Source organism: Paraburkholderia bengalensis (genome assembly GCF_037126505.1).
Classification (GTDB): domain Bacteria; phylum Pseudomonadota; class Gammaproteobacteria; order Burkholderiales; family Burkholderiaceae; genus Paraburkholderia; species Paraburkholderia bengalensis.
Window position 1 is genome coordinate 60,657 of record NZ_JACFYJ010000024.1, and the last position, 23,261, is coordinate 83,917.

The 23,261-nt window shown below is 62.7% G+C and carries 15 protein-coding genes and 1 tRNA gene; 6 read left to right on the forward strand and 10 right to left on the reverse strand.

Features of this window, described 5'->3' with window-relative positions; translation table 11 throughout:
- Positions 1 to 11 precede the first annotated feature (11 nt).
- The 3 genes from boxB to H3V53_RS16635 all read right to left on the reverse strand — a co-directional run bounded on the left by boxB (position 12) and on the right by H3V53_RS16635 (position 4,326).
- A complete protein-coding gene (boxB, locus tag H3V53_RS16625) occupies positions 12 to 1,463 on the reverse strand; it encodes a benzoyl-CoA 2,3-epoxidase subunit BoxB (RefSeq protein WP_336598862.1) in 1,452 nt (483 codons plus the stop codon).
- Between the two features lie 84 nt (positions 1,464 to 1,547).
- Positions 1,548 to 3,218, reverse strand: coding sequence for a 2,3-epoxybenzoyl-CoA dihydrolase (gene boxC, locus H3V53_RS16630; protein WP_336598910.1), 1,671 nt, complete (start codon positions 3,216 to 3,218; stop codon positions 1,548 to 1,550).
- A gap of 145 nt (positions 3,219 to 3,363) precedes the next feature.
- A complete protein-coding gene (locus H3V53_RS16635) occupies positions 3,364 to 4,326 on the reverse strand; it encodes a helix-turn-helix transcriptional regulator (RefSeq protein ID WP_336598863.1) in 963 nt (320 codons plus the stop codon).
- Between the two features lie 328 nt (positions 4,327 to 4,654).
- Here H3V53_RS16635 and H3V53_RS16640 point away from each other — a divergent pair, with 328 nt between their 5' ends.
- The 5 genes from H3V53_RS16640 to H3V53_RS16660 all read left to right on the forward strand — a co-directional run bounded on the left by H3V53_RS16640 (position 4,655) and on the right by H3V53_RS16660 (position 10,539).
- Positions 4,655 to 5,134 carry a DUF4863 family protein gene (locus tag H3V53_RS16640; protein ID WP_336598864.1) on the forward strand — a complete coding sequence of 160 codons (480 nt, stop codon included), beginning with the start codon at positions 4,655 to 4,657 and terminating at the stop codon, positions 5,132 to 5,134.
- A gap of 78 nt (positions 5,135 to 5,212) precedes the next feature.
- Entirely contained in the window at positions 5,213 to 6,811 is a 1,599-nt protein-coding gene (locus H3V53_RS16645; protein ID WP_336598865.1) for a benzoate-CoA ligase family protein, read from the forward strand.
- Positions 6,811 to 7,674: an alpha/beta fold hydrolase gene (locus H3V53_RS16650; RefSeq protein WP_336598866.1), complete on the forward strand. Its 864-nt coding sequence runs from the start codon at positions 6,811 to 6,813 to the stop codon at positions 7,672 to 7,674. Before H3V53_RS16645 ends, H3V53_RS16650 begins: the two co-directional genes overlap by 1 nt.
- 297 nt (positions 7,675 to 7,971) lie before the next feature.
- Positions 7,972 to 8,349 (forward strand): hypothetical protein, encoded by a 378-nt coding sequence (locus tag H3V53_RS16655; protein ID WP_336598867.1) that lies wholly within the window; start codon positions 7,972 to 7,974, stop codon positions 8,347 to 8,349.
- A 75-nt stretch (positions 8,350 to 8,424) separates the two neighbouring features.
- Positions 8,425 to 10,539, forward strand: a complete 2,115-nt coding sequence (locus H3V53_RS16660; RefSeq protein ID WP_336598868.1) for a phosphocholine-specific phospholipase C — start codon at positions 8,425 to 8,427, stop codon at positions 10,537 to 10,539.
- A 119-nt stretch (positions 10,540 to 10,658) separates the two neighbouring features.
- Here H3V53_RS16660 and H3V53_RS16665 read toward each other — a convergent pair whose 3' ends face one another.
- The 3 genes from H3V53_RS16665 to uvrA form a co-directional block, all read right to left on the reverse strand.
- A complete protein-coding gene (locus tag H3V53_RS16665) occupies positions 10,659 to 11,363 on the reverse strand; it encodes a glutathione binding-like protein (RefSeq protein WP_336598869.1) in 705 nt (234 codons plus the stop codon).
- 103 nt (positions 11,364 to 11,466) lie between these two features.
- Positions 11,467 to 12,531 (reverse strand): DMT family transporter, encoded by a 1,065-nt coding sequence (locus H3V53_RS16670; RefSeq protein ID WP_336598870.1) that lies wholly within the window; start codon positions 12,529 to 12,531, stop codon positions 11,467 to 11,469.
- Positions 12,532 to 12,576: 45 nt separating this feature from the next.
- Positions 12,577 to 18,492, reverse strand: coding sequence for an excinuclease ABC subunit UvrA (gene uvrA, locus H3V53_RS16675; protein WP_336598871.1), 5,916 nt, complete (start codon positions 18,490 to 18,492; stop codon positions 12,577 to 12,579).
- A 719-nt stretch (positions 18,493 to 19,211) separates the two neighbouring features.
- Between uvrA and H3V53_RS16680 the strand changes: the two genes are divergently transcribed.
- Positions 19,212 to 19,496 (forward strand): DUF3303 domain-containing protein, encoded by a 285-nt coding sequence (locus H3V53_RS16680; protein WP_336598872.1) that lies wholly within the window; start codon positions 19,212 to 19,214, stop codon positions 19,494 to 19,496.
- Between the two features lie 217 nt (positions 19,497 to 19,713).
- On the opposite strand, the gene H3V53_RS16685 is transcribed toward H3V53_RS16680, so the two are convergent.
- From H3V53_RS16685 to pheT, 4 genes are all read right to left on the reverse strand, one after another.
- Positions 19,714 to 19,790, reverse strand: a tRNA-Pro gene (locus H3V53_RS16685).
- A 71-nt stretch (positions 19,791 to 19,861) separates the two neighbouring features.
- Positions 19,862 to 20,260 (reverse strand): MerR family transcriptional regulator, encoded by a 399-nt coding sequence (locus H3V53_RS16690; RefSeq protein WP_336598873.1) that lies wholly within the window; start codon positions 20,258 to 20,260, stop codon positions 19,862 to 19,864.
- A 54-nt stretch (positions 20,261 to 20,314) separates the two neighbouring features.
- Positions 20,315 to 20,725 (reverse strand): integration host factor subunit alpha, encoded by a 411-nt coding sequence (locus H3V53_RS16695; protein WP_054924884.1) that lies wholly within the window; start codon positions 20,723 to 20,725, stop codon positions 20,315 to 20,317.
- A gap of 54 nt (positions 20,726 to 20,779) precedes the next feature.
- Complete coding sequence (pheT, locus tag H3V53_RS16700; RefSeq protein WP_336598874.1) at positions 20,780 to 23,212, reverse strand: phenylalanine--tRNA ligase subunit beta; 2,433 nt, start codon at positions 23,210 to 23,212, stop codon at positions 20,780 to 20,782.
- Positions 23,213 to 23,261 lie beyond the last annotated feature (49 nt).

Consider the following 23,261-nt stretch of genomic DNA (forward strand, 5'->3'; position numbering starts at 1 on the left):
CCGTGCCGCGGTCAGTTGAAGCGCACGTATTCGAAATCGACAGGTTGACGGTTGATGCCCATCGCGGGCGGTGCGATCCAGTTAGCAAACTTGCCAGGCTCGGCAACGCGCCCCATCAGCGATGCGACGAACGCGCGGTCTTCGGCCGTCGGCAGCCATTTCGCTTCGTTGGCGGCCCATTCCGACTCTGCAATCACGCGGCCATCGGGCGACACGCGCGTACCGGCAAACGTGCCGATCTGCCGGTTGAACGCCTTGTGCGGCACCGTCAGCCGGAAATCGATGCCGGCTTTTTCCAGCACCTTGTTCCAGCGCCCGACACCCGCCACCGAATCCTTGATGTAGTCGTCGCGCAGCACTTCGTTCATTGCGTTGAGCATGGGCACTTCGCGCTCGACGAGCTTGCCGTCCGCGACATCGAGCAGCCTGTAGTTCTGGCCGATCAGTTGATGATCGTCGTCGCGCTTCGTTTCTTCGAAGCGGCCCTTCAGGCCCGAACTATAGAACGTCGCCGCATTCGACGACTGATCCGCGCCGAACAGATCGATGGTCACCGAGTAGTGGAAATTCAGGTAGCGCTGGATGGTCGGCAAATCGATCACGCCCGCCGCGCGAATCCTGCTCGCGTCGTCCGTCTTCAGTTCGTTCATCACCTGCGCGGTGCGCTGCACGACGCGCGACACACCCGACTCGCCGACGAACATGTGATGCGCTTCCTCCGTCAACATGAACTTCGTGGTGCGCGCGAGAGGATCGAAGCCGGATTCCGCGAGCGCGCTCAACTGGAATTTGCCGTCGCGGTCGGTGAAATACGTGAACATGTAGAACGCGAGCCAGTCGGGCGTTTTCTCGTTGAATGCGCCGAGAATGCGCGGGTTGTCGTCGTCGCCCGAACGGCGGCCGAGCAGCGCCTCCGCTTCCTCGCGTCCGTCACGGCCGAAGTAGCGGTGCAGCAGATACACCATCGCCCACAGATGCCGCCCTTCCTCGACGTTCACCTGGAACAGGTTGCGCAAGTCGTACATCGACGGCGCCGTCAGCCCGAGATGACGCTGCTGCTCGACGGAAGCCGGCTCGGTATCGCCCTGCGTGACGATGATGCGGCGCAGGTTCGCGCGATGTTCGCCGGGCACGTCCTGCCACGCGGCTTCGCCCTTGTGCTCGCCGAAATGGATCTTGCGCTCCTGGTCGCCGGGCGCGAGAAAAATGCCCCAGCGATAGTCCGGCATCTTCACGTAATCGAAATGCGCCCAGCCGCCGGGATCGACGCTCGTCGCCGTGCGCAGATACACGTCGAAGTTGTGCGAGCCGTCAGGGCCCATGTCGCCCCACCACGACAGGAAGTTCGGCTGCCATTGCTCGAGCGCGCGCTGCAGCGCGCGGTCGTCGGCAAGGTTCACGTTGTTGGGGATCTTGTCGCTGTAGTTGATCGTAGAGTTGATCGTAGAGTTGATCGTGGACATGTCGGTTCCTTGTGCGCGTGCGTGCGTGTGCGATTGCGAGAGGCCGCGTACGGACGTGATGTGATGTCGTCGGGTCGCGTTCGCTCAGACGCGCGACACGTCGAATTGCGCCTTGCTGCCCTTGCCGTACACCTTGAGCGCGCCTTTCTCGCCCACCGCGTTCGGCCGGTTGAATATCCAGTTCTGCCATGCCGTCAGACGCCCGAAAATGCGCGTCTCCATCGTCTCGCGGCCGTTGAAGCGCAGATTCGCTTCCATGCCAGTCAGCGCGTCGGGTGACATGGCCGCGCGTTCTTCGAGGGCAATGCGGATTTCGTCGGCCCAGTCGATGTCGTCCGGCGATGCCGTCACGAGACCCAGACGTTCCGCCTCCACCGCCTTCACTGGCTGGCCGATCTTCGCGCGCACGGCGTCAAGCGGTCCGGTCTCTTCATAGAAGCGCCGCGCGAGCCGCGACTGATGCGTGACCATGGGATACAGACCGAAGTTGACTTCCGACAGCGTGATGGCGGGCTCTTCGTCTTCGTTGGCGGGCAGCGCCGCCATGTACGTGCGATCGGCGGCGAAAGCGAACTCGGCGAAGGTGCCCGCGAAACACGAACCCGGCTCGACCAGCGCGAACAGAGAACGCGACGACACGTCGATGCGCGCCAGCGTGCGGCGCATCAAGCCGATCGTTTCGCGCACGAACCAGTGATCCGTATGCTGCAGCAGTACAGCGTCGACGGCGAGCACGGCGCGCGCGTCGCCTTCCGTGCGGAGAATCCACGTGCCGATCTCGAGTTCGTTGGTGCGCATCGACAGGATCGCGTCGTCCAGCTCGCGCGCGAACTGCAGCGGCCACCAGTTCGCCCCCTTCGCGACGATGCCGTCGATATCGGCGGGTTGCTCCGTGGCAGGCGCTTTCGCGGTAAAGGTGGCGGTGCGCCTCGCGCGGTCGATCGTCACGTCGAGCGTCGCATACGTGAGGCCGTCTTCGCGGTCGGTGCGCTCGACACGCGTCAACATCACGCCCTTCGCATCGGCCGGGCGATCGCTTTGCTGCGCCAGTTCCAGCGCGCGCGCAGCGATCGCCTGATCGAACTGATTCGGCTTCACGACCTCGTCGACGAGACGCCACTCCTTCGCACGCGCACCGCGAATGCCTTCGACCACGGTGCAAAAAATGTCCGCGCGATCGTGCCGCACCTTGCGCTTGTCGGTGACGCGGGTCAATCCGCCCGTGCCCGGCAGCACGCCGAGCAGCGGCACTTCCGGCAACGCGACCGACGACGAGCGGTCGTCGACCAGGTAGATTTCATCGCACGCGAGTGCCAGTTCATATCCGCCGCCTGCACATGCACCGTTGACGGCTGCAAGAAACTTCAGGCCCGAGTGCCGCGACGAGTCTTCAAGACCGTTGCGCGTTTCGTTGGTGAACTTGCAGAAGTTGACCTTCCACGCATGGGACGACAGACCGAGCATGAAGATGTTCGCGCCCGAGCAGAACACGCGGTCCTTCAGGCTCGTGATGACGACCGTGCGCACTTCCGGATGCTCGAAACGGATGCGCTGTACAGCATCGTGCAATTCGATGTCGACGCCGAGATCGTATGAATTCAGCTTCAGCTTATAGCCGTCTCGGATGCCGCCCTCTTCCGCGATGTCGATGCCGAGCGTGGCGACCGGGCCGTTGAACGAGAGTTTCCAATGCTTGTACTGCGACGGTTCGGTACGGTAGTCGACTCGCGCGGCGGCATGGTCTGCCGGGGACATGGCTGCGGACATGGGGCGTCTCCTGAATCGATGCAGATTGTTTTAGAGAACAATAGTGCATCAGCGTGGCCATGTAAAGCACTTTATTTCATGTTTAGGGGTTATCCCTGGCGCAACGACCGGAACCGCAGCGGTCTCGCATGCATTACGCTTCGTCCCCGAGTTCGGCGGCGAGCCGAGCCGCCAGACGGTCGCGCAGTTGCAAATAGGCATCGGCGAGCGTGCGCTCGCTGGTATCGAAGGTCATGTCGGCGCGGCCGTACAGTTCGCTGCGGCCCGCGAGGATGCGCTTGAGATCCTCCATCGCCTCCTTGTTGCCGGACATGGGCCGCAAATCGCCCTGCGCGACCACGCGGCGCATATGCTCTTCGGGAGTGGCCTGGAGCCACACCGTAAAGCAATGCGCGAGCAGCGCGTTGAAGGTGGCGGGCTCGGACACCAGCCCGCCAGGCGAAGCGATCACGGCGCGTTCGTGCTCGCCGATCACGGCCTCCAGCGCGCGCTGCTCGTAGCGTCGATACGCGCTCGCGCCGTACAGCGAATGGATCTCGGCGGGCGGACAGCCCGCCATCTGCTCGATGACGCGCGTGATCTCGATGAACGGAACCTTGCGCTCCTGGGCGAGCATCCGGCCGAGCGTGGACTTGCCCGCGCCGCGCAGCCCGATCAGCGCGATGCGGTCCTTGCGATGCGGGTCGCGCGGCGCCTGCGCGAACATCTCCGACAGCGCGACGCGCGCCCGCTGCAACGCCGCCTGATCGCGGCCCTGCAAAAGTTCGCGGATCAGCAGCCATTCCGCTGACGACGTGGTTTCGTCGCCGATCACTTCCGCCAGCGGGCAGCTCAACGTCGCCGCGATCTGACGGAGCACCAGCACCGACGCGTTGCCAACGCCGGACTCCAGGTTCGCAAGATGCCGCTCCGACAGACCTGTTTCCGACGCGAGGGTCTTGCGCGTCATGCCGCGACGCGCCCGCAGCAGGCGCACGCGCTCGCCCATCGCGGTCAGGAACGGATCGCGTTCCTCGCGCTCGACTTTGGCCGCTTCGTCGGCACCACGCGGTGTAGACGGCGCGTCGGCGGCCGCGGCAGAGTAAGTTTGGTTCATGTCGCAAGACCTCATCGCTTAGGTATATGTACTATAGTGCTTGACATGCTTCAGGTGAACGGTTAATTTTCGCCGCATATCAAGCTAATAACAACGCCGTCAGCCCTCGTCCGAATGGCATAGGTGAAATTGACGCTCTTGCACATGAACTAAGGTGCGTGTGCGTCGGCGGCAACAAGGTGCGTGGCAGGCGCGGTGAATGAGGTCGAGTTGCCGAAAGCTGGAGGCAGGCGCTGAAGCGCTCGCACTCGCAGGCAGTTGGCGTGGCGTGGCGTCGCGATAGCCGCCGACGCGTCAGCGGCTACCGGCTAGCCATAGGAGACAACATATGTGCCCGCAAGACTTCCAGCGTCTGATCGCGCGCGTGACTGCGCAACTGGCCGGCCGGCCGGTCGACGCGTCGCTGGGCGAATGGCTGAATACAACCTGGCCCGTCGGCAGCGATACGTACGACGAGCTCGCCAGCGCCTGCCGCACAGGCGTCGTCGAAGGCTGGCTCTGCAACCGCGAACACGGCGGCATCCGCTACGGCCGCATCATCAAACCCACACCCGACACGCACGATTTTTCCGTCGATGTCGTCGACATGCAGGACATTGCCGGTCCACATCATGTGCACCCGCACGGCGAAATCGACCTGATCGTGCCGCTCACGGACGGCGCGACCTTTGACGGCCACCCGGCCGGTTGGTGCGTGTATGAACCGGGAAGCGCACACCGGCCGACCGTCGCGCACGGTCAGGCACTGGTGCTGTATTTGCTGCCACAAGGTGCAATCGAATTCACCCGGGACGCGACCGCTACGTGACCCCCTGCATGCGTTTGCATGCGCCGCCACGCCCCACCAGTCCGTTCACGCACGCCGCCTCACCTCGCCGGAGGACACATGGAAGCCCAGTTGGATTCGCGCCGAAGCGAGCCCGCGCCGACAGTCGAAGCGCCACCCGCGCAGTTCAACTTCGCGACGCACCTGTTCCGCCTGAACCACGCCCGGCCCGACAAGTCCGCCTATATCGACGACGCAGGCCACACGACGTACGCGCAGCTCGAGGACCGCGCACGCCGCTTCGCGTCAGCGCTGCGCTCGCTAGGCGTGCATCCCGAAGAGCGCATTCTGCTCGTGATGCTCGACACCGCCGAGTTGCCCGTCGTGTTTCTCGGCGCGCTGTATGCCGGTGTCGTGCCCGTGGTCGCGAACACGCTGCTGACAGCGGCGGACTATCTGTACATGCTCGCCCACAGCCACGCGCGCGCGGTGATCGCGTCGGGGGCATTGCTGCAAAATGTCGAAAAAGCAATGGGCGATGCCGAGCACGAAGGCTGCACGTTGATCGTGTCGCAGCCAGTGCAGCTCGATCCGCCGCCGGCCTACGTGTTGAGCCAGTTGATCGACGGCGCCGAGCCCTCGATGAAACCAAATGCATGTAGCGGCGATGACATTGCATTCTGGCTCTACTCGTCAGGTTCGACAGGCAAGCCGAAAGGCACCGTGCACACGCACGCAAACCTGTATTGGACTGCAGAACTGTATGCGAAGCCGATACTCGGCATCGGCGAGTATGACATCGTGTTCTCGGCGGCCAAGCTGTTTTTTGCCTATGGGCTCGGCAATGCGTTGACGTTTCCGCTCTCGGTTGGCGCGACGGCCGTGCTGATGGCCGAACGTCCCACGCCCGACGCGATCTTCCGGAGGCTCGTCGAACATCGGCCGACCATCTTCTACGGCGTGCCGACGCTGTACGCAAACATGCTCATATCGCCCAACCTGCCGCCGCGCGAGCAGGTCGCCATGCGCGTGTGCGCGTCGGCGGGCGAAGCGCTGCCGCGCGAAATCGGCGAGCGGTTCACGGCGCATTTCGGTTGCGACATTCTCGACGGCATCGGTTCGACCGAGATGTTGCATATCTTCCTGTCGAATCGCTCGGGTGAAGTGGAGTACGGCACCACAGGGCGCCCGGTTCCGGGATATGAAGTGGAGTTACGTGACGAAGCGGGTCATCCCGTTCCGGACGGTGAGGTCGGCGACCTCTTCATCAAGGGTCCAAGCGCCGCGCTGATGTACTGGAGCAACCGCGAAAAGTCGCGCGCGACGTTTCTGGGCGAATGGATTCGCAGCGGCGACAAGTATTGCCGGCTGCCCAACGGCTGCTATCAGTACGCCGGCCGCAGCGACGACATGCTGAAGGTGAGCGGCCAGTATGTGTCGCCTGTCGAGGTGGAGATGGTCCTCGTGCAACATACTTCCGTGCTCGAAGCGGCCGTCGTTGGCGTCGACCACGGGGGGCTCGTGAAAACGCGTGCTTTTGTCGTGCTGAAGCAAAGTGCCGATGCATGCGAAGCGCTTGCAGATGAACTGAAGTCGTTCGCCAAGGGCAAGCTCGCGCCACACAAGTACCCGCGCGATATCGTGTTCGTCGACGATCTGCCGAAGACGGCAACAGGTAAGATTCAACGCTTCAAACTGCGAGAACAGCTCACGGGCTGATGAACAGAATGTCCGAACCCCTCACCACACTGCGGGACGATGCCGGGAGCGCGTCGATCGAATTGCCCGCGACTGCGGAACGCGGCCCGCTCGATATCGAGTACCGCTGGCTGCACGCGCATCGGCAAGATGCGCCGCTCGCCGTGTTTTTGCACGAAGGTCTGGGCTCCGTCGCGATGTGGAAAGACTGGCCGCAGACGCTATGCGACAAGCTCGGCATGCGCGGCCTCGTGTATTCGCGGCCAGGCTACGGCCGTTCGACACCTCGCCCGCATGACGTCATGCTGCCTGTCGACTTCATGTCGGTGCAGGCAAGCGACGTATTGCCCGCACTGCTCGATGCACTCGAGGTGAGCCCAGCGGAAAGAAAACGCATGTGGGTGATCGGTCACAGCGACGGCGCATCGATCACGTTGCTCTATGCTGCAGCCTTCCCCGATTCACTGGCAGGTGCTGTCGCCATCGCGCCGCATGTATTCGTCGAGGACATTTCCGTCGACAGCATCGCGGAAGCAAAGATTGCCTACGAACAAGGCGACTTACGCAGCAAACTTGCGCGTCATCACGCCGACGTCGATTCGGCATTCTACGGCTGGAACGATGTGTGGTTGAGTGCAGCATTCCGGTCGTGGAGCATCGTTGATGAACTGACGCGTATTCGCTGTCCGCTGCTCGCCGTGCAAGGCTATGACGATCACTACGGCACGATGGTGCAGATCGATACGATCGCGCGACAGGCACCGCAGGCCCAGCTCAGCAAGCTCGACAACTGCGGGCATTCGCCCCATCGCGATGCGCCACAGGCGCTCGACGCCGCGATCGTCGAATTCATCGCGAAGTACACCAACGACGCCCGCGGGTAATCCCGGCGACAACGCCGGGCGTGACGTCTGTGCATGCAGCTGGCTGCACGAGCGGCCGACTCGCTGCATAAAAGTTCTCCACACATTCCGTGCGCATCCCTGTTGACAACCTGCTGATAACGCAGCCAGGTCGTTGAGCCGTCACGAGAAATGCGCGCTGCATTCTGCAGTGCATCGGTACCAGTGCATCTGCGCGCTCGCCGTGGCGCACCGCCTTCCTCGCCTTCTTCTTCACAAATCCTACACATGCGCTGGCTATCCTTTCGCGTCTCTCACTCATGACGCCGGAAGATGACAATGCACACCCTGCACGGAATTGCATGTACCCAGCGACGCAATCGTTTGCGTTCAGTGCTTGCCGTCATCACGGCATCGGTGGTCGCTACGGCGTGCGGTGACGGCGCGTCCAGCCAGGCATCACAAGAACAGCAGCAAGGCGGGACGCAACAGGAGCCGCACCCGATCCTGGCGACGACGTTCAATGCAGTCCCAACGCAGTCCGCTTCATCCACCGGCACTTCGCTTCAACTTCGGCAGTCCGCTTCATCCAACAGCACTACGCTTCATGAACCGCAGTCGTCGTCCGCGCAGGCACAGCCGCCGGTATTCCCCGGCGGTGCAAGCGAAGCCGATTCCGTTGTCCTCGCAGCACCCGTGATTCACACCGTCGATTGAGTTCTAAAAAAGCAGGCTCCGCGCCCCCACCGGAAGCCTTCCCTTACCGTTTCTTTCCGCACGATCGAATCCAACATGACTTCAAAGAACCGCCGTGATTTTTTGCGCGCAGCCGTCCAGACAGCTGGCTCCGCCACCGCGTTGACGATGCTTCCTCTCGGCATCCGCAATGCGCTTGCGATTCCCGCGAACAACAAGACAGGCAGCATCCGCGACATCGAGCATATCGTCGTGCTGATGCAGGAAAACCGCTCGTTCGACCACTACTTCGGCACGCTGCGCGGCGTGCGCGGATTCGGCGATACGCGTGCAATCAACCTGCCGAACGGCAAACCGGTGTGGCATCAGCCAGGGCGCGGCGGTATCGGTGAAGTGCTGCCGTTTCATCCGACAGCGCCGAACCTCGGCCTGCAATTTCTGCAGGATCTGCCGCACGACTGGCCGACGACGCATGGCGCCTGGAACGGCGGACGCAACGACCAGTGGGTGGAGAACAAGGGCACGACGACGATGGCGTATCTGACGCGCGACGACATCCCCTTCCACTACCAGCTCGCCGACGCGTTCACGATCTGCGACGCGTACCACTGCTCGCTGATGGGCGCGACCGATCCGAACCGCTACTACATGTGGACCGGCTGGGTCGGCAACGACGGCACGGGCGGTGGACCCGTCGTCGACAACTCGGAGCTCGGTTATGGCTGGTCGACGTATCCGGAAGTGCTGGAAAACGCGGGCATTTCGTGGAAGATCTATCAGGACGTCGGCACCGGTCTCGACGCAAAAGGCTCGTGGGGCTGGACGGACAATCCGTACATCGGCAACTACGGCGACAACTCGCTGCTGTACTTCAACCAGTATCGCAACGCGCAGCCTGGCAATCCGCTGTATGACAAGGCGCGTACGGGCACGAACGTGTCGGCGGGTGACACCTACTTCGACATCTTGCGCAAAGACGTGCAGAACAACCAGTTGCCGCAGGTGTCGTGGATCGTCGCGCCGGAGGCGTACTCCGAACATCCGAACTGGCCTGCGAACTACGGCGCATGGTACGTCGATCAGGTCCTGCAGATTCTGACGTCGAACCCCGATGTGTGGAGCAAGACCGCGCTACTCATCAATTACGACGAGAACGACGGCTTCTTTGATCACGTGTCGCCGCCGTTTGCGCCGTCGTCGAATGCGAACGGCCTGTCGACCGTCGACACGACCAACGAAATCTATCCCGGCGGCAACAACGGCGCCTACGCGGCCGGTCCGTACGGCCTCGGGCCGCGCGTGCCGATGCTCGTCGTGTCGCCGTGGTCGAGGGGAGGCTGGGTGTGCTCCGAAGTGTTCGATCACACGTCCGTGATCCGTTTCATCGAAGCGCGTTTCGGTCATGGTCACAAGCTGGCCGAGTCGAATATCACGCCGTGGCGCCGCGCTGTTTGCGGCGATCTGACGTCGGCGTTCAATTTCGCCAATCCGAACGATGCGTTCCCACCGCTGCCGTCGACGTCGACGTACAAACCGCAGGATCAGAATCGTCACCCGAACTACACGCCGCAGCCCCCGCTCGTCGGTTCGATGCCGAAACAGGAGTCGGGCGTGCGTCCCGCTCGCGCGCTGCCCTACGAATTATTCGTGCGCGTCGACGGTAACAGCAACGGCAAGTTCTCGATGCGCTTCGTCAACACGGGCAAGGTCGGCGCGAACTTCCTCGTGTTCGCGGCGCTGAGCGCCGGTGCGCCGCGCACGTACACGGTCGAGGCGGGCAAACGGCTCGTCGATCAGCTGCCCGTGAACGCCGACGGCTCATATGATTTCACGGTGCATGGCCCGAACGGATTCCTGCGCCGGTTTGCCGGGAAGCAGCCCGCGCAGCATCTCTGGAGCGGCCACGACCAGGCAAAGCCGGAAGTCGCCGAGGGCTACGATGTGGCGAACGGCAATCTGCAACTGCGCCTGAAGAACGACGGCAACGCGCGCTGCCAGTTCACGATCGTCAATGCTTATGACGCCGGCAAGGCCATCACGCATACGGTTCGCGGCGGCGATGGCGATACCGTTTATATCGATCTGCGGCATGTGTATGGCTGGTATGACCTGACGATTACGGTCGATAGCGATGCGTCGTTTGCGCGCCGTATCGCGGGTCACGTCGAGACGGGCAAGCCGAGCATGAGTGATCCTGCGCTGGGCGGGTGATGCCGATATCGCGCTGATCGCAGTCCGCAGTCCGCAGTCCGCAAAAGAAAGCCCGTGCCGCTCTCATGAGGGCACGGGCTTTTGCTAACCGCAATGACTACCGCGCGTTTGGGCACCCATTATCCGCGCTTGGGAATCTCCAACCCTCTCGCAACCGCGGGACGCGCGACGAATGTATCGAGCGCACGCGTTACATGCGGAAAATCGCCGATACCGACGAGGTCCCCCGCCTCGTAAAAACCGACCAGATTGCGCACCCACGGAAACGTCGCGATGTCGGCGATCGAGTATTCGTCGCCCATGATCCACTTCCGTGTGGAAAGCCGCTCGTTCAGTACGTTGAGCAGCCGTTTCGACTCATTGATGTAGCGGTCGCGCGGACGCTTGTCTTCGTACTCCTTGCCGGCGAACTTATGGAAGAAGCCGACCTGTCCGAACATCGGTCCGATGCCAGCCATCTGGAACATCACCCATTGAATCGTCTCGTAGCGTGCCGATGCCTGCTTCGGCATCAGTTTGCCTGTCTTGTCGGCAAGATAGATCAGGATCGCGCCTGATTCGAACAGTGGCAGCGGCTCGCCGTCTGGTCCGTTTGGATCGATGATCGCGGGAATCTTGTTGTTCGGATTCAGCGACATGAATTCCGCCGACATCTGGTCATTCGTGTCGAAGCGAACCAGATGCGGCTCGTACGCCAGCCCCGTCTCTTCGAGCATGATCGAAACCTTAACGCCGTTGGGCGTCGGCAACGAGTACAACTGGATGCGCTCGGGATGCGCCGCGGGCCACTTCTTCGCGATCGGGAATACGGTCGGGTCCGGCATGAAAGATCCTCGTCAACGTGGGTTGGGCCGCGAGCGGCCAGGTGCACGGGCCAATATAAACGGGTTACTCGCGCTTTGCTTGCGGATGCACCGAAGTGCGCTGTCAATGCGTGTGGCGATGATGAACGTCTGGAAAGTGAGCATGCGTATGCGTAATGCGCGCGTGATGATGCGGATGCACATGCGGCTCCGCGCCATCCCAGTCGAAATCGTGCGCATGCTGGTGATGTTCGTCGTGCCGATGGCGATGCGTGTGATCGAGCGCTTCGTGCGTGTGTTCGTGCACGTGCCGCTCGCGCAGATGCAGCCAGACGCCGAGCGCCATCAACGCTGCAGCGAACCAGAACGACAAGGGTGGCTGCTCGGGCCACAGCGCCAGTGAGATCGCGACGCCGAACAAAGGCGCCACCGAAAAGTAGGCCCCCGTACGCGCCGTGCCCAGGTGACGCAATGCAACGACGAACAATACGAGGCTCACGCCATAACCGGCCAGCCCCGCCACCATCGATGCCGCGGCCAATCCGGCTGCCGGCGCCCGCGCGCCCAGCCATAGCGCGATGCCCGTGTTCACGACGCCTGCCACCAGCCCTTTGACGCAGGCAATGGTCATTGCGTCGTTGATCGAGACCTTGCGCGTCAGGTTGTTGTCGATCGCCCAGCACAGACAGGCGAGCGCGACGAAAGCCGCGCCCTTGCCCATACCGCCTTCTCCCGGTTGCCAGGACAGCAACACGCCGCCCGCGACGATCGCCAGCATGCCGAGAAAGACCTGCACATCGACGTTCTCGCGAAAAACGACCCACGCGATCAGCGCAGTAAAAACGCCTTCGAGATTGAGCAACAAAGAAGCGGTCGCCGCTGGCGTGGCATCGAGCCCGAACATCAGCAATGCCGGCCCCGCAACACCGCCCGCGGCAATCGCCCCGATCAGCCACGGCATCTCAGCAAGGGGAATGGCATGTCCGCTCTGTTCGCCTGCCCCCGGCTTTCGCCGAACATGACGGATCAACATGCCCACGGCAAGGCCGCATCCGCTACCGAGATAAAACAGGCCCGCCACCATGAACGGCGATAACGCGCCAAGCAACGCCTTGGCGAAAGGGGTCGTCGCGCCGAACAGAACAGCGGCCAGAATCGCGGTGAATGCGGCGCTATGGCGTGCTTTCATGATGGACGCCAAGTTGCGACGGCATGTATCGAAGCCACATGGGCGTTACCCCGCACTAACGCGCGCGCCGGCCACCGTCCCCGCGGACTCGTTCGCGGTGCGCACCAGCACAGGCTCCAGCACCCGCCCTGTGTGGCTTGCCGGGACACGGACCAATCCCTCGGGGTCCGTGGACGCGACAATCGTCCCGCCGCCGACGCCGCCTTCCGGCCCGAGATCGATGATCCAATCCGCTTCCGCGATCACATCCAGATCGTGCTCGATCACCACGACGCTATGGCCGGCATCCGCCAGCCGGTGCAGCACGCGGATCAACTTCGCGACATCGGCCATGTGAAGTCCGACGGTCGGTTCGTCGAGCACATACAGCGTGTGCGGCGCCTTCTGTCCACGACGCGTGATGTCGTCGCGCACCTTGCTCAGTTCGGTGACGAGCTTGATGCGCTGCGCCTCGCCGCCTGACAGCGTAGGCGACGGCTGTCCGAGCGTCAGATAACCAAGGCCAACGTCCTTCATCAACTGCAAAGGATGCGCGATGTTCGACATCGAGGCGAAGAAGTCGACGGCTTCGTCGATTTCCATTGTCAGCACGTCGCCGATGTTCTTGCCGCGCCATGTCACCGCCAGCGTTTCCGGATTGAAGCGCTGACCGTGACACACGTCGCACGGCACCTTCACGTCGGGCAGGAAACTCATGCCGATCGTACGAACGCCTTGCCCTTCGCAGGCGGGACAACGGCCATCGCCCGTGTTGAACGAAAACCGCGATGCCGTGTAGCCACGAGCCCGCGCCTCGAGCGTATCCGCGAAAAGCCGCCGGATGGTGTCCCACACGCCGATATACGTGGCCGGGCAGGAACGCGGCGTCTTGCCGATCGGCGTCTGGTCAACTTCGAGCACGCGGTCGATCGATTCAAAACCGCTGATCGATTCGCAGCCTTGCCAGACATGCGTCACGCTCAGCGAGGGCCGCGGCGCGCTGCGCGCAAGCACGCTCGAGCGACGGTTCGCAGCCGGCGCGTCTTCCGCCTGCGCGGCCTTGCGCGCGCGACGCATGGCGGGCGACGACAGCACGGATCGCCCGACGGCATCCAGCAGATTGGCCATCAACACATCGCGAGCGAGTGTCGATTTACCCGATCCGCTCACGCCCGTTACGGCGACGAGACGGCCGAGCGGAATGCCGACGGTCACATCGCGCAGGTTGTGCAGCGTCGCGCGATTCACCGTCAGCCAGTTCTCAGGCACGGCTGCGGCCCGCTTCGTTTCCAGCGAAACGGGGCGCCGCGCCTGCAACGGATGCAGGATTGGATGAGCGAGAAACTGGCCCGTGAGCGAATCGGATTGCGCGGACAGATCGCCGACGCGCCCTTGAGCGACCAGCGTGCCGCCGCGCTTGCCCGCGCCCGGGCCGATATCGATGATATGGTCCGCGCGACGAATCGTATCTTCGTCGTGCTCCACGACGACCAGCGTGTTGCCCTTGTCGCCAAGCTTGCGCAGCGCGTCTAACAAGATCTGGTTGTCGCGCGGGTGCAGGCCGATGGTCGGCTCGTCGAGCACATAGCAGACGCCCTGCAGATTGCTGCCAAGTTGCGCCGCGAGACGGATACGCTGCGCCTCGCCACCCGACAGACTCGGTGCCGCGCGATCGAGGCTCAGATAACCGAGGCCGACTTCTTCGAGGAACTGCAACCGGCTGCCGATTTCGCTGATCACGTCGCGCGCGATCTCCGCTTCGCGACCGTTCAACGCGAGCCCGTCGATCCAGCGCCGCGTGTCCGACACCGTCCACTGTGCGACGTCGACGATAGGCGTGGCTTCGAATGTCACGGCACGCGCGGACGGATTCAGGCGCGTGCCGTGGCAGTCAGGACACGGCGCGTCGCCGACGCCTTCCGGCTCCTGCTCGTCGGATGGCAGGGTCTGCTCGCGGCCGCGATTATCGTCGACGAGCACGGTGTCGTCGTAAGCCGCGCGCTGCTCGCGCGTCAGCGCGAGGCCCGTGCCGACGCAACTCGTGCACCATCCGTGCTTGCTGTTGTACGAGAACATGCGCGGATCGAGTTCCGGATAGCTGGTTCCGCACACGGGGCACGCACGCTTGACCGACAGCACCTTCACCTCGCCGACACGCGACGTAGGCGAATTGCTCGTCATCGCACGTTCGAGGCCGTCGAGCGGCGCGAGCAGATGCATCACGCCCTTGCCGGCCTCGAGCGTCTCGTCAAGCAGCTTGCGCAATTCCGCCTCCTTCTCCGCAGACACGACGATGTCGCCGACGGGCAGCTCGATCGTGTGCTCGCGGAAACGGTCGAGCTTCGGCCACGGATCGACGGGCACGAATTCGCCGTCGACACGCAAGTGCGTATTGCCACGCGCCTTCGCCCATTTCGCCAGGTCGGTATAGACGCCTTTGCGGTTCACGACCAACGGCGCCAGCAGCCCCACATGTTCGCCTTTGTGGTCGCGCATCAGCTGCGCGACGATCGACTCGACGCTTTGCGACGTCACGGGCGCGCCGTCGTGGACGCAATGCTGGATACCGAGCTTCACGTACAACAGACGCAGAAAGTGCCACACCTCTGACGTCGTCGCGACGGTACTCTTGCGTCCGCCACGCGACAGACGCTGTTCGATTGCGACCGTCGGCGGAATGCCGTACACCGCGTCGACCTCCGGGCGCCCCGCTGGCTGCACGATAGAGCGCGCGTAGGCATTCAGCGATTCCAGATAGCGGCGCTGCCCTTCGTGGAACAGGATGTCGAACGCAAGCGTTGATTTGCCCGAGCCGGAAACGCCCGTAATCACGTTGAACTTGCCGTGCGGAATGTCGACGTCGAGTGCTTTCAGGTTGTGCTCGCGCGCATTCACGATACGCACGACGTCTTCCCCCTCCACCGCGCGCCGCGCGCGCGCCGCATTCAGCGCCGTCTGCAGAGGCATGCCGTGCGCGGCGGCTTCGGCTTTTTCGGCGGCCTCTGTCGGCTCGATCGCGAGGCCCATTGCTCGGTCATAGTGGACCAGCGCTTCGCCCGTGTGCGAACCGGGACATTGCTTGACGTCTTCCGGCGTGCCCGCGCACACGACGAGACCGCCGCCATCCCCGCCCTCTGGACCGAGATCGATCAGCCAGTCGGCCGCGCGAATCACGTCCAGATTGTGCTCGATGACGATCAAGGAATGACCGCCCGCCAGCAGCTTGCCGAACGCCTGCATCAGCTTGGCGATGTCGTCGAAGTGCAGACCCGTGGTGGGTTCATCGAACATGAACAGCCGCGGCGGCGCCTGCTTTGCGCCGCCACGCGCCGCGCGCGCCTGAGCGGTTTCCGCGAGGAAGCCCGCCAGCTTCAGACGCTGCGCCTCGCCACCCGACAGCGTCGGCACCGGCTGGCCGAGCTTTACGTATTCGAGACCGACATCGACGATCGGCTGCAGGACGCGCAATACTTCGCCGTCGCCAGCGAACGTATTCACCGCCTCGTGCACCGTCAGTTCCAGCACATCCGCGATGCTCAGCGCACGGCCATCCCGTTCGATTTTCACTTCGAGCACTTCCGGACGGTAGCGGCTGCCGTCGCAGTCAGGGCAGCGCAGATAGACGTCGCTCAGAAACTGCATTTCAATGTGTTCGAAGCCCGAGCCGCCGCATGTCGGACAGCGGCCATCGCCGGAGTTGAAGCTGAACACACCGGCGCCGTAGCCACGTTGCAGCGCCAGCGGCGCCTTCGCGAACAGCTTGCGAATCTCGTCGAACGCGCCGACATAACTCGCGGGATTCGAGCGCGTGGTCTTGCCGATCGGCGACTGATCGACGAATATGGCGTCGCTGATCTGCTCGACGCCCGTCAGGCTGCGGTGAGCGCCAGGCGATTCCGTTGCCTTGCCGAGTTGCCTCGACAGCGCCGGATATAGCACGTCCTGGATCAACGTCGATTTGCCGGAGCCCGACACACCCGTCACGCACACGAGACGCTGCAGTGGAATATTGACCGTCACGTCGCGCAAATTGTGCTGACGCGCACCCTCGAGCACGATGCGCGGCGTGCTTTCATCAACAGCACGCCGCGCCCAGTGCGCCGCATCCGCGACATGTTTGCGGCCACCCAGATACTCGCCCGTCAATGTGCCAGCGGAGCGGATGGCATCGGGCGTGCCGTCGTAAATGATCGTGCCGCCGCGTTCGCCCGGCCCCGGCCCCATGTCGATCAGACGGTCGGCCGCCAACATGACGGACGGATCATGCTCGACCACGACGAGCGTGTTGCCGGCGTCCCGCAGCCGCTGCATCGCCTCCACGATCCGGTTCAGGTCGCGTGGATGCAGTCCGATGCTCGGCTCGTCGAGTACGAATAGCGTTTTCGTGAGTGAAGTGCCGAGCGCGGTGGTCAGGTTGATCCGCTGCACCTCGCCTCCCGACAGCGTGCGGCTTTGACGATCGAGCGTCAGATAGCCCAGGCCGACGTCGCACAGATATTTGAGGCGCGTACGCACTTCGGCCAGCAGCAGCTTCAGCGCGTCGTCCAACAGCGCGCTTGGCAGCGTGATGTCGTCGAAGAAGCGCCGGATGCGGTCGATGGGCAACAGCATCAGATCGTGTACGGTCAGGCCCGCCAACGCTTCCAGTTGCTCCCGGTTCCAGTCGACGCCGCGCGGCATGAATCGGTGTGCCGGGTCGAGCACGGAATCGGCATTTTGTTTCGATCCAAGACGCCACAGCAGCGACTCCGTCTTGAGGCGCGCGCCGCCGCAGGTCTCGCAGGGCGTGTAGCTGCGGTATTTCGACAGCAGCACGCGAATGTGCATCTTGTATGCTTTCGATTCGAGATAGCCGAAAAAGCGCTTCACGCCATACCACTGCTTCTGCCACTCGCCATCCCAATCGGGGGAACCGTTGATGACCCAGTCGCGTTCCGCGTCGGTGAGTTCCGACCAGCGCGTGTCGCGGCGAATGTTCGCCTTCGCCGCGTAGCGCATCAGATCGTCCTGACATTCTTTCCACGCTGGCGTTTGCATCGGCTTGATCGCGCCGCCGCGCAGCGTCTTGCGTTCGTCGGGGATCACAAGCCCAAGATCGACGCCGATCACGCGCCCGAAGCCACGGCACGTGTCACAGGCGCCATAGGCCGAGTTGAACGAGAACAAGGCCGGCTGCGGATCGGCGTAACGCAGATCGCTGTCGGGGTTGTGCAGCCCCGTCGAGAAACGCCAGATTTGCGGTTCCGAAGGCTCACTCTGGCCTTGCGCAACCTGCGCCAGCACGTACACGTTCACACGGCCGCCGCCGCGCTTAAGCGACGCTTCGATCGCTTCGACCACGCGCGCTTTTTCGACCTGATGTAGCCGGAAGCGGTCGGCCACGACATCGAGGACCTTGCGCATGCCCGTTGGCGAGGCGACTTCGCGCTGCGCCTGTACACGCGTGTAGCCGCTCGCAGACAGCCATTGTTCGACTTCGGCTTCGCTGGTCGTCTCCGGCAATTCCACGGGAAACGTCACGACCACGCGCGGATCATCCGCCGCCGTTCGGCTTTGCAGTTCCGCGTAGATCGTTTCCGGCGTGTCGTGCCGGACCGCTTGAGCTGTCTTGCGGTCGAACAGTTCGGCCGCACGCGCATACAGCAACTTCAGGTGATCGTTGAGCTCCGTCATCGTGCCGACTGTGGAGCGGGAACTGCGCACGGGATTGGTCTGGTCGATGGCGATAGCGGGCGGCACGCCGTCCACGCGATCGACTTGCGGCCGGTCCATCCGGTCCAGAAACTGGCGCGCGTACGCACTGAAGGTTTCGACGTAGCGCCGCTGCCCTTCCGCATACAGGGTGTCGAACACGAGGCTCGACTTGCCTGAGCCCGACGGCCCTGTCACGACGGTCATTTCGCCCGTGCGAAGGTCGAGGTCGACGTTCTTCAGGTTGTGCTGGCGTGCGCCACGAATTCGGATCGTTCCGTTAGATGACAATTTGCCTGTCCGTCTGAATGTATTGGCCGGCGAGGAGGCCGGCGGGACGCGGCCACGTATGCTCGTGCGGCGAGGTAAGCGCAGGGCGTAGCGGCAGCCTGCTTAACCACCGCCACGCCGGATAGGTGAATACTATACTGTATGTTTATACAGTTTTGCACGCCGATTGCACGACGATAGCGCGGCAGATGGCATAAGCCAAATCATCACTCTGTGACGCCCAGGGCGCGCTGGGGATTGTGGAGAAAGAAAAACCCGGCGGAGCACCGGGTCCGAATGGCCATCCCCCAACAGCCTTCGGGCGAAAGCTGATCGGCCGATTGACACACGGCCATCTGACGCCTGTTGGCGGTCGAATGTGCATCGACGATGGTCTTGGTCTGGTTCGCCCCCCGGCGGACCATGAAGCACCGGACGACTCCTCGCAGCACTTCCTGCATCGTCCGACGCTCGATCAATGTAGAAGCGCAGGCTTAACGGAAACTTAAGTCTCGATGCGCTGGCGCGAATGAGCGCATCGGAATGCGCCACCTGAAGACTGGAAGTTGCAGTTGCGCTGCCTATCATTCTGAAAAACGCCTAGGTGGCGGCACGGAACTGCGGATACGTCGGACAAGTCCTCGTTCGGTGCGGGCTCCCGGGCGCCGCATTCTGCAGCGCCCGTCGCGGTGACGGCTTGCCACTGGCCGGCATCGCCAGGAGTGAAGTGGAGGTCCGCAATGAAGTTCATAGTTCAGTGGAACGGGCTGCCGACAGCGCAGCAGTCGGCGATCGAACGCTTCATGAAAACGGGCGGCGCCCCGCCCCCCGACGGCGTCACAATGTTAGGCCGATGGCATGTGATCGGCGAATTGAGCGGATGCGCGATCGTAGAATCCAACAATACCGCCGCGATGTCCGCGTGGGTCCTGGAATGGGGAGACGTTTTCACGTTCCGGATCTTGCCTGTCATCACCGACCAGGAACTGGGGGCGGCACTCGCTGCGTTCCAAGCCGGGAAGTAAGGTGGTGAGAAGGCCGTACGAGGGTCCGAAGCCGGCGTAGGCTGAATTGATGAGGATGCCGAGGTAGTTTCGCAATCACTCTCGCCCCCCAGGCAGACGCCGTTGCCATCAGAACAAATCGCCATCGGCACTGCAACGACTTCGCTTCCCAACGCCTGCTTGGCGAACAAAATAAAAAAGGACTTACGGCACAACACCGTAAGTCCTTTTGTCCATCTGGTCGGGGCGAGAGGATTTGAACCTCCGACCACCTGCACCCCATGCAGGTACGCTACCAGGCTGCGCTACGCCCCGAAAGCATGAAAGTATAACAGACACTTCACGCGAATAGAACTGCAACAATCAATCTTGAGCAAACAAATCGTTCAATGCCCAAGCAGGTCGATCACCTGCAACAACTCCTTGCGCAATTGATCGACGTCGACGCTGGCCGTGGTCGGCGCCGCCGCTGCGCCTTCTGCCTCTTCAATCTCGCCCTCCGCGCCCTGCCCGGCACCGTGCGAATCGAGCCGGTTGCGCGCACCGTTGATCGTGAAACCTTGCTCGTACAGCAACTCGCGAATCCGCCGGATCAGCAGCACTTCGTGGTGCTGGTAGTACCGTCGATTGCCTCGGCGCTTCACCGGCCGCAACTGCGTGAACTCCTGCTCCCAGTACCGCAGCACATGCGGTTTCACGCCGCATAGTTCACTGACTTCACCGATTGTGAAGTAGCGCTTCGCGGGAATCGGAGGCAAGACGACTTTTTCGATCGTCGCTGTCATCGTCAGTTAGCGGTTGGATAACCGTCGTTGTGGTTGCGCGGGCGCGCGGTTCGATCAGCGCACGAAGCTTTCTTCAGCGCCGTTTTCGACCAACGCCTTCAGCTTTTGACTCGCGTGGAACGTCACGACACGGCGCGCAGCGATGGGAATCGCTTCACCCGTTTTCGGATTTCTGCCTGGACGCTGCGGCTTGTCGCGCAACTGGAAGTTGCCGAAGCCGGACAGCTTCACGCTGTCGCCGCTTTCCAGCGCATCTCGAATCACTTCGAAAAACGCTTCGACCATGTCCTTCGCTTCCCGCTTGTTGAGCCCGACATTGTCGAACAGCAGCTCGGCAAGCTCAGCCTTGGTGAGCGTCGGTGCTTCACCCGACGCGCTGGAGGTTGAAGTAGGAATATCGCGGATCATGGCGCTACGTTGCGCCGAAAGAAGGGCTTCGAAATCACTCGAGTTCATTTCATTCATATCTGTCAAATGGCGCGTCAGCCGGAACGGAACAGGCGGAAAAACCGTGATGGGTTATCCGCGCAACCGGGCGCCATACACTCGAGCAAGACGATCCACCAAAGTCTGAATGGCCAAATCGACCGTTTCATCCTGAAGGGTCCCACCAGTATCTTGCAAGGTTACACGGAACGCAAGGCTTTTCTCGTGCGCAGCCAGTCCGCCGGAAGTATTTGATTTTGCACGAAATTCATCGAATAGCGCAACCCTTTGAATGGTCTTGCAGGCATCGTCTGAAAGCGCCTTTTGCATCTCGTCGAAGAGCGCCTGAACCTCGATTTTCTGATCCACGACGATTGCAATATCGCGTCGCACCGGCGGAAATTTAGACACTTCCGTCGGAACCGGCAGCGAGCGCTGCATCAGCGCTTCGGCTTCGACTTCAAAGAGAATCGGCGCATGCGGCAAGTCGTACTTCTGCATCCAGCGCGGATGCAGTTCGCCGATCCAGCCGATCGCGCGCCCATTGAGTTCGACGCGCGCGCTGCGCCCGGGATGCAACGCCGGATGTTCGGCCTTCACGAACCGCGCGACGGCAGGTGCGAGCAGCGCTTCGAGATCGCCCTTCACGTCGAAGAAATCGACGGCACGCGTTGGCGCGCCCCACTGCTCTTCGATCACGGGACCATACGCCAGCGCACCGATCATCTTGGGCTGCGCGAAGCCTTCGACGGCCAGTTCGCCCGCCTTGACCGACGCATCCTGCAGAAACACGCGGCCCGCCTCGAACACGCGGATGCGGTCCGCGCGACGGTTCAGGTTATGGCGCAGCACATTGATCAGGCTGCCGAACAGCGTCGTGCGCATCACCGACAGCTGGCTCGCGATCGGATTGAGCAGCTTCACCGGCTTGTCGTTGCCGGCGAAATCCTGCTCCCATTCGGCGTCGACGAAGCTGAAGTTCACCGTTTCAGCGTAATCGCGGGCGGCGAGCGCATGACGCAGCATGTGGATCGAGCGCTGCGTCTCGTTCGTGCGGCGCATTTCACTGCGCGCGACGGGAGGACGAGCCGGGATTTTCTCGAAGCCATAAATACGCGCAACTTCTTCGATCAGGTCTTCTTCGATCTCGATATCGAAACGATACGGCGGCGGCGTCACGAGGAAGTCTTCGCCTTCGCGCTCGAACGGCAAGCCAAGGCGCGTGAAAATCTGCGCGATTTCGTCGGCGCCGATCGCGATGCCAATGATACGGTTGGCACGCGCGACGCGCATCTTCACCGGCTGGCGCTTCGGCACATTGACGATCTGATCGTCGACGGGCCCCGCTTCGCCCCCGCAGATGTCGAGGATCAGCTGCGTGATGCGCTCGATATGCTCGACGGTCGTCGAGTAATCGACGCCGCGCTCGAAGCGGTGCCCCGCGTCCGTCGAGAAGTTATAGCGACGCGAGCGGCCGCGAATGCTATCGGGCCACCAGAAAGCGGCTTCGAGATAGATGTTGGTGGTATCGAGCGTGACGGCCGTGCTGTCGCCGCCCATGATGCCCGCAAGACTTTCGATGTGGCGATCGTCGGCGATCACGCCGACCGTCTCGTCTACGTCGACGGTATTGCCGTTAAGCAGCTTGAGGGACTCGCCGCGCCTGCCCCAACGCACTTCCATGCTGCCGTGGATCTTGTCCAGATCGAACACGTGCGACGGACGGCCGAGTTCGAGCATCACGTAGTTCGAGATGTCGACCAGCGCCGAAATGCTTCGTTGACCGGAACGTTCGAGCCGCTCGACCATCCAGGCCGGCGACTTCGCGCGCGCATTCACACCGCGGATCACCCGACCGGAAAAACGGCCGCACAGGTCAGGCGCCAAAATCTTCACAGGCAGCTTTTCGTCCAGCTTGACTTCGACGGGCTTGATGTCGAGCGGGTGCAGCGGCGCACCCGTGATCGCGGCCGTCTCGCGCGCGACACCGAACACCGACAGGCAATCGGCCTTGTTCGGTGTCAGTTTGATTTCGAAGATGGTGTCGTCGAGATTCAGCGTTTCGCGGATATCCTGGCCGATCGGCGTATCTTCCGGCAGGATCAACAGGCCGCTATGATCTTCGGACAGCTTCAGCTCACGCGCCGAACACAGCATGCCTTCACTCTGCACGCCGCGCAGCTTGGATAGCTTGATCGCGAACGGCGCGCCGCCTTCCTCGGCGGGCGGCAGTTGCGCGCCCACCAGCGCGACGGGCACCTTGATGCCGGGCGACACGTTCGGCGCGCCGCACACGATGTTCAGCGTCGCGCCCGTGCCGGCATCGACCTGACAGACGTTGAGCTTGTCAGCGTCCGGGTGCTTGACCACTTCAAGCACGCGGCCCGCGACGATCTTCGAAGTCGGCGGTGCGGCGGGGCGCAGGTCTTCCACCTCGAGACCGGCCATCGTCAGCGCGTGCGCCAGTTCGGCCGTCCTCAGTTGCGGGTCGACAAAGGTTCTGAGCCAGGATTCCGGGAATTGCATGGTTCTGTACGTTCTAAACAGGTTGTGTCCGCTTCCGGCCGTGATCGCT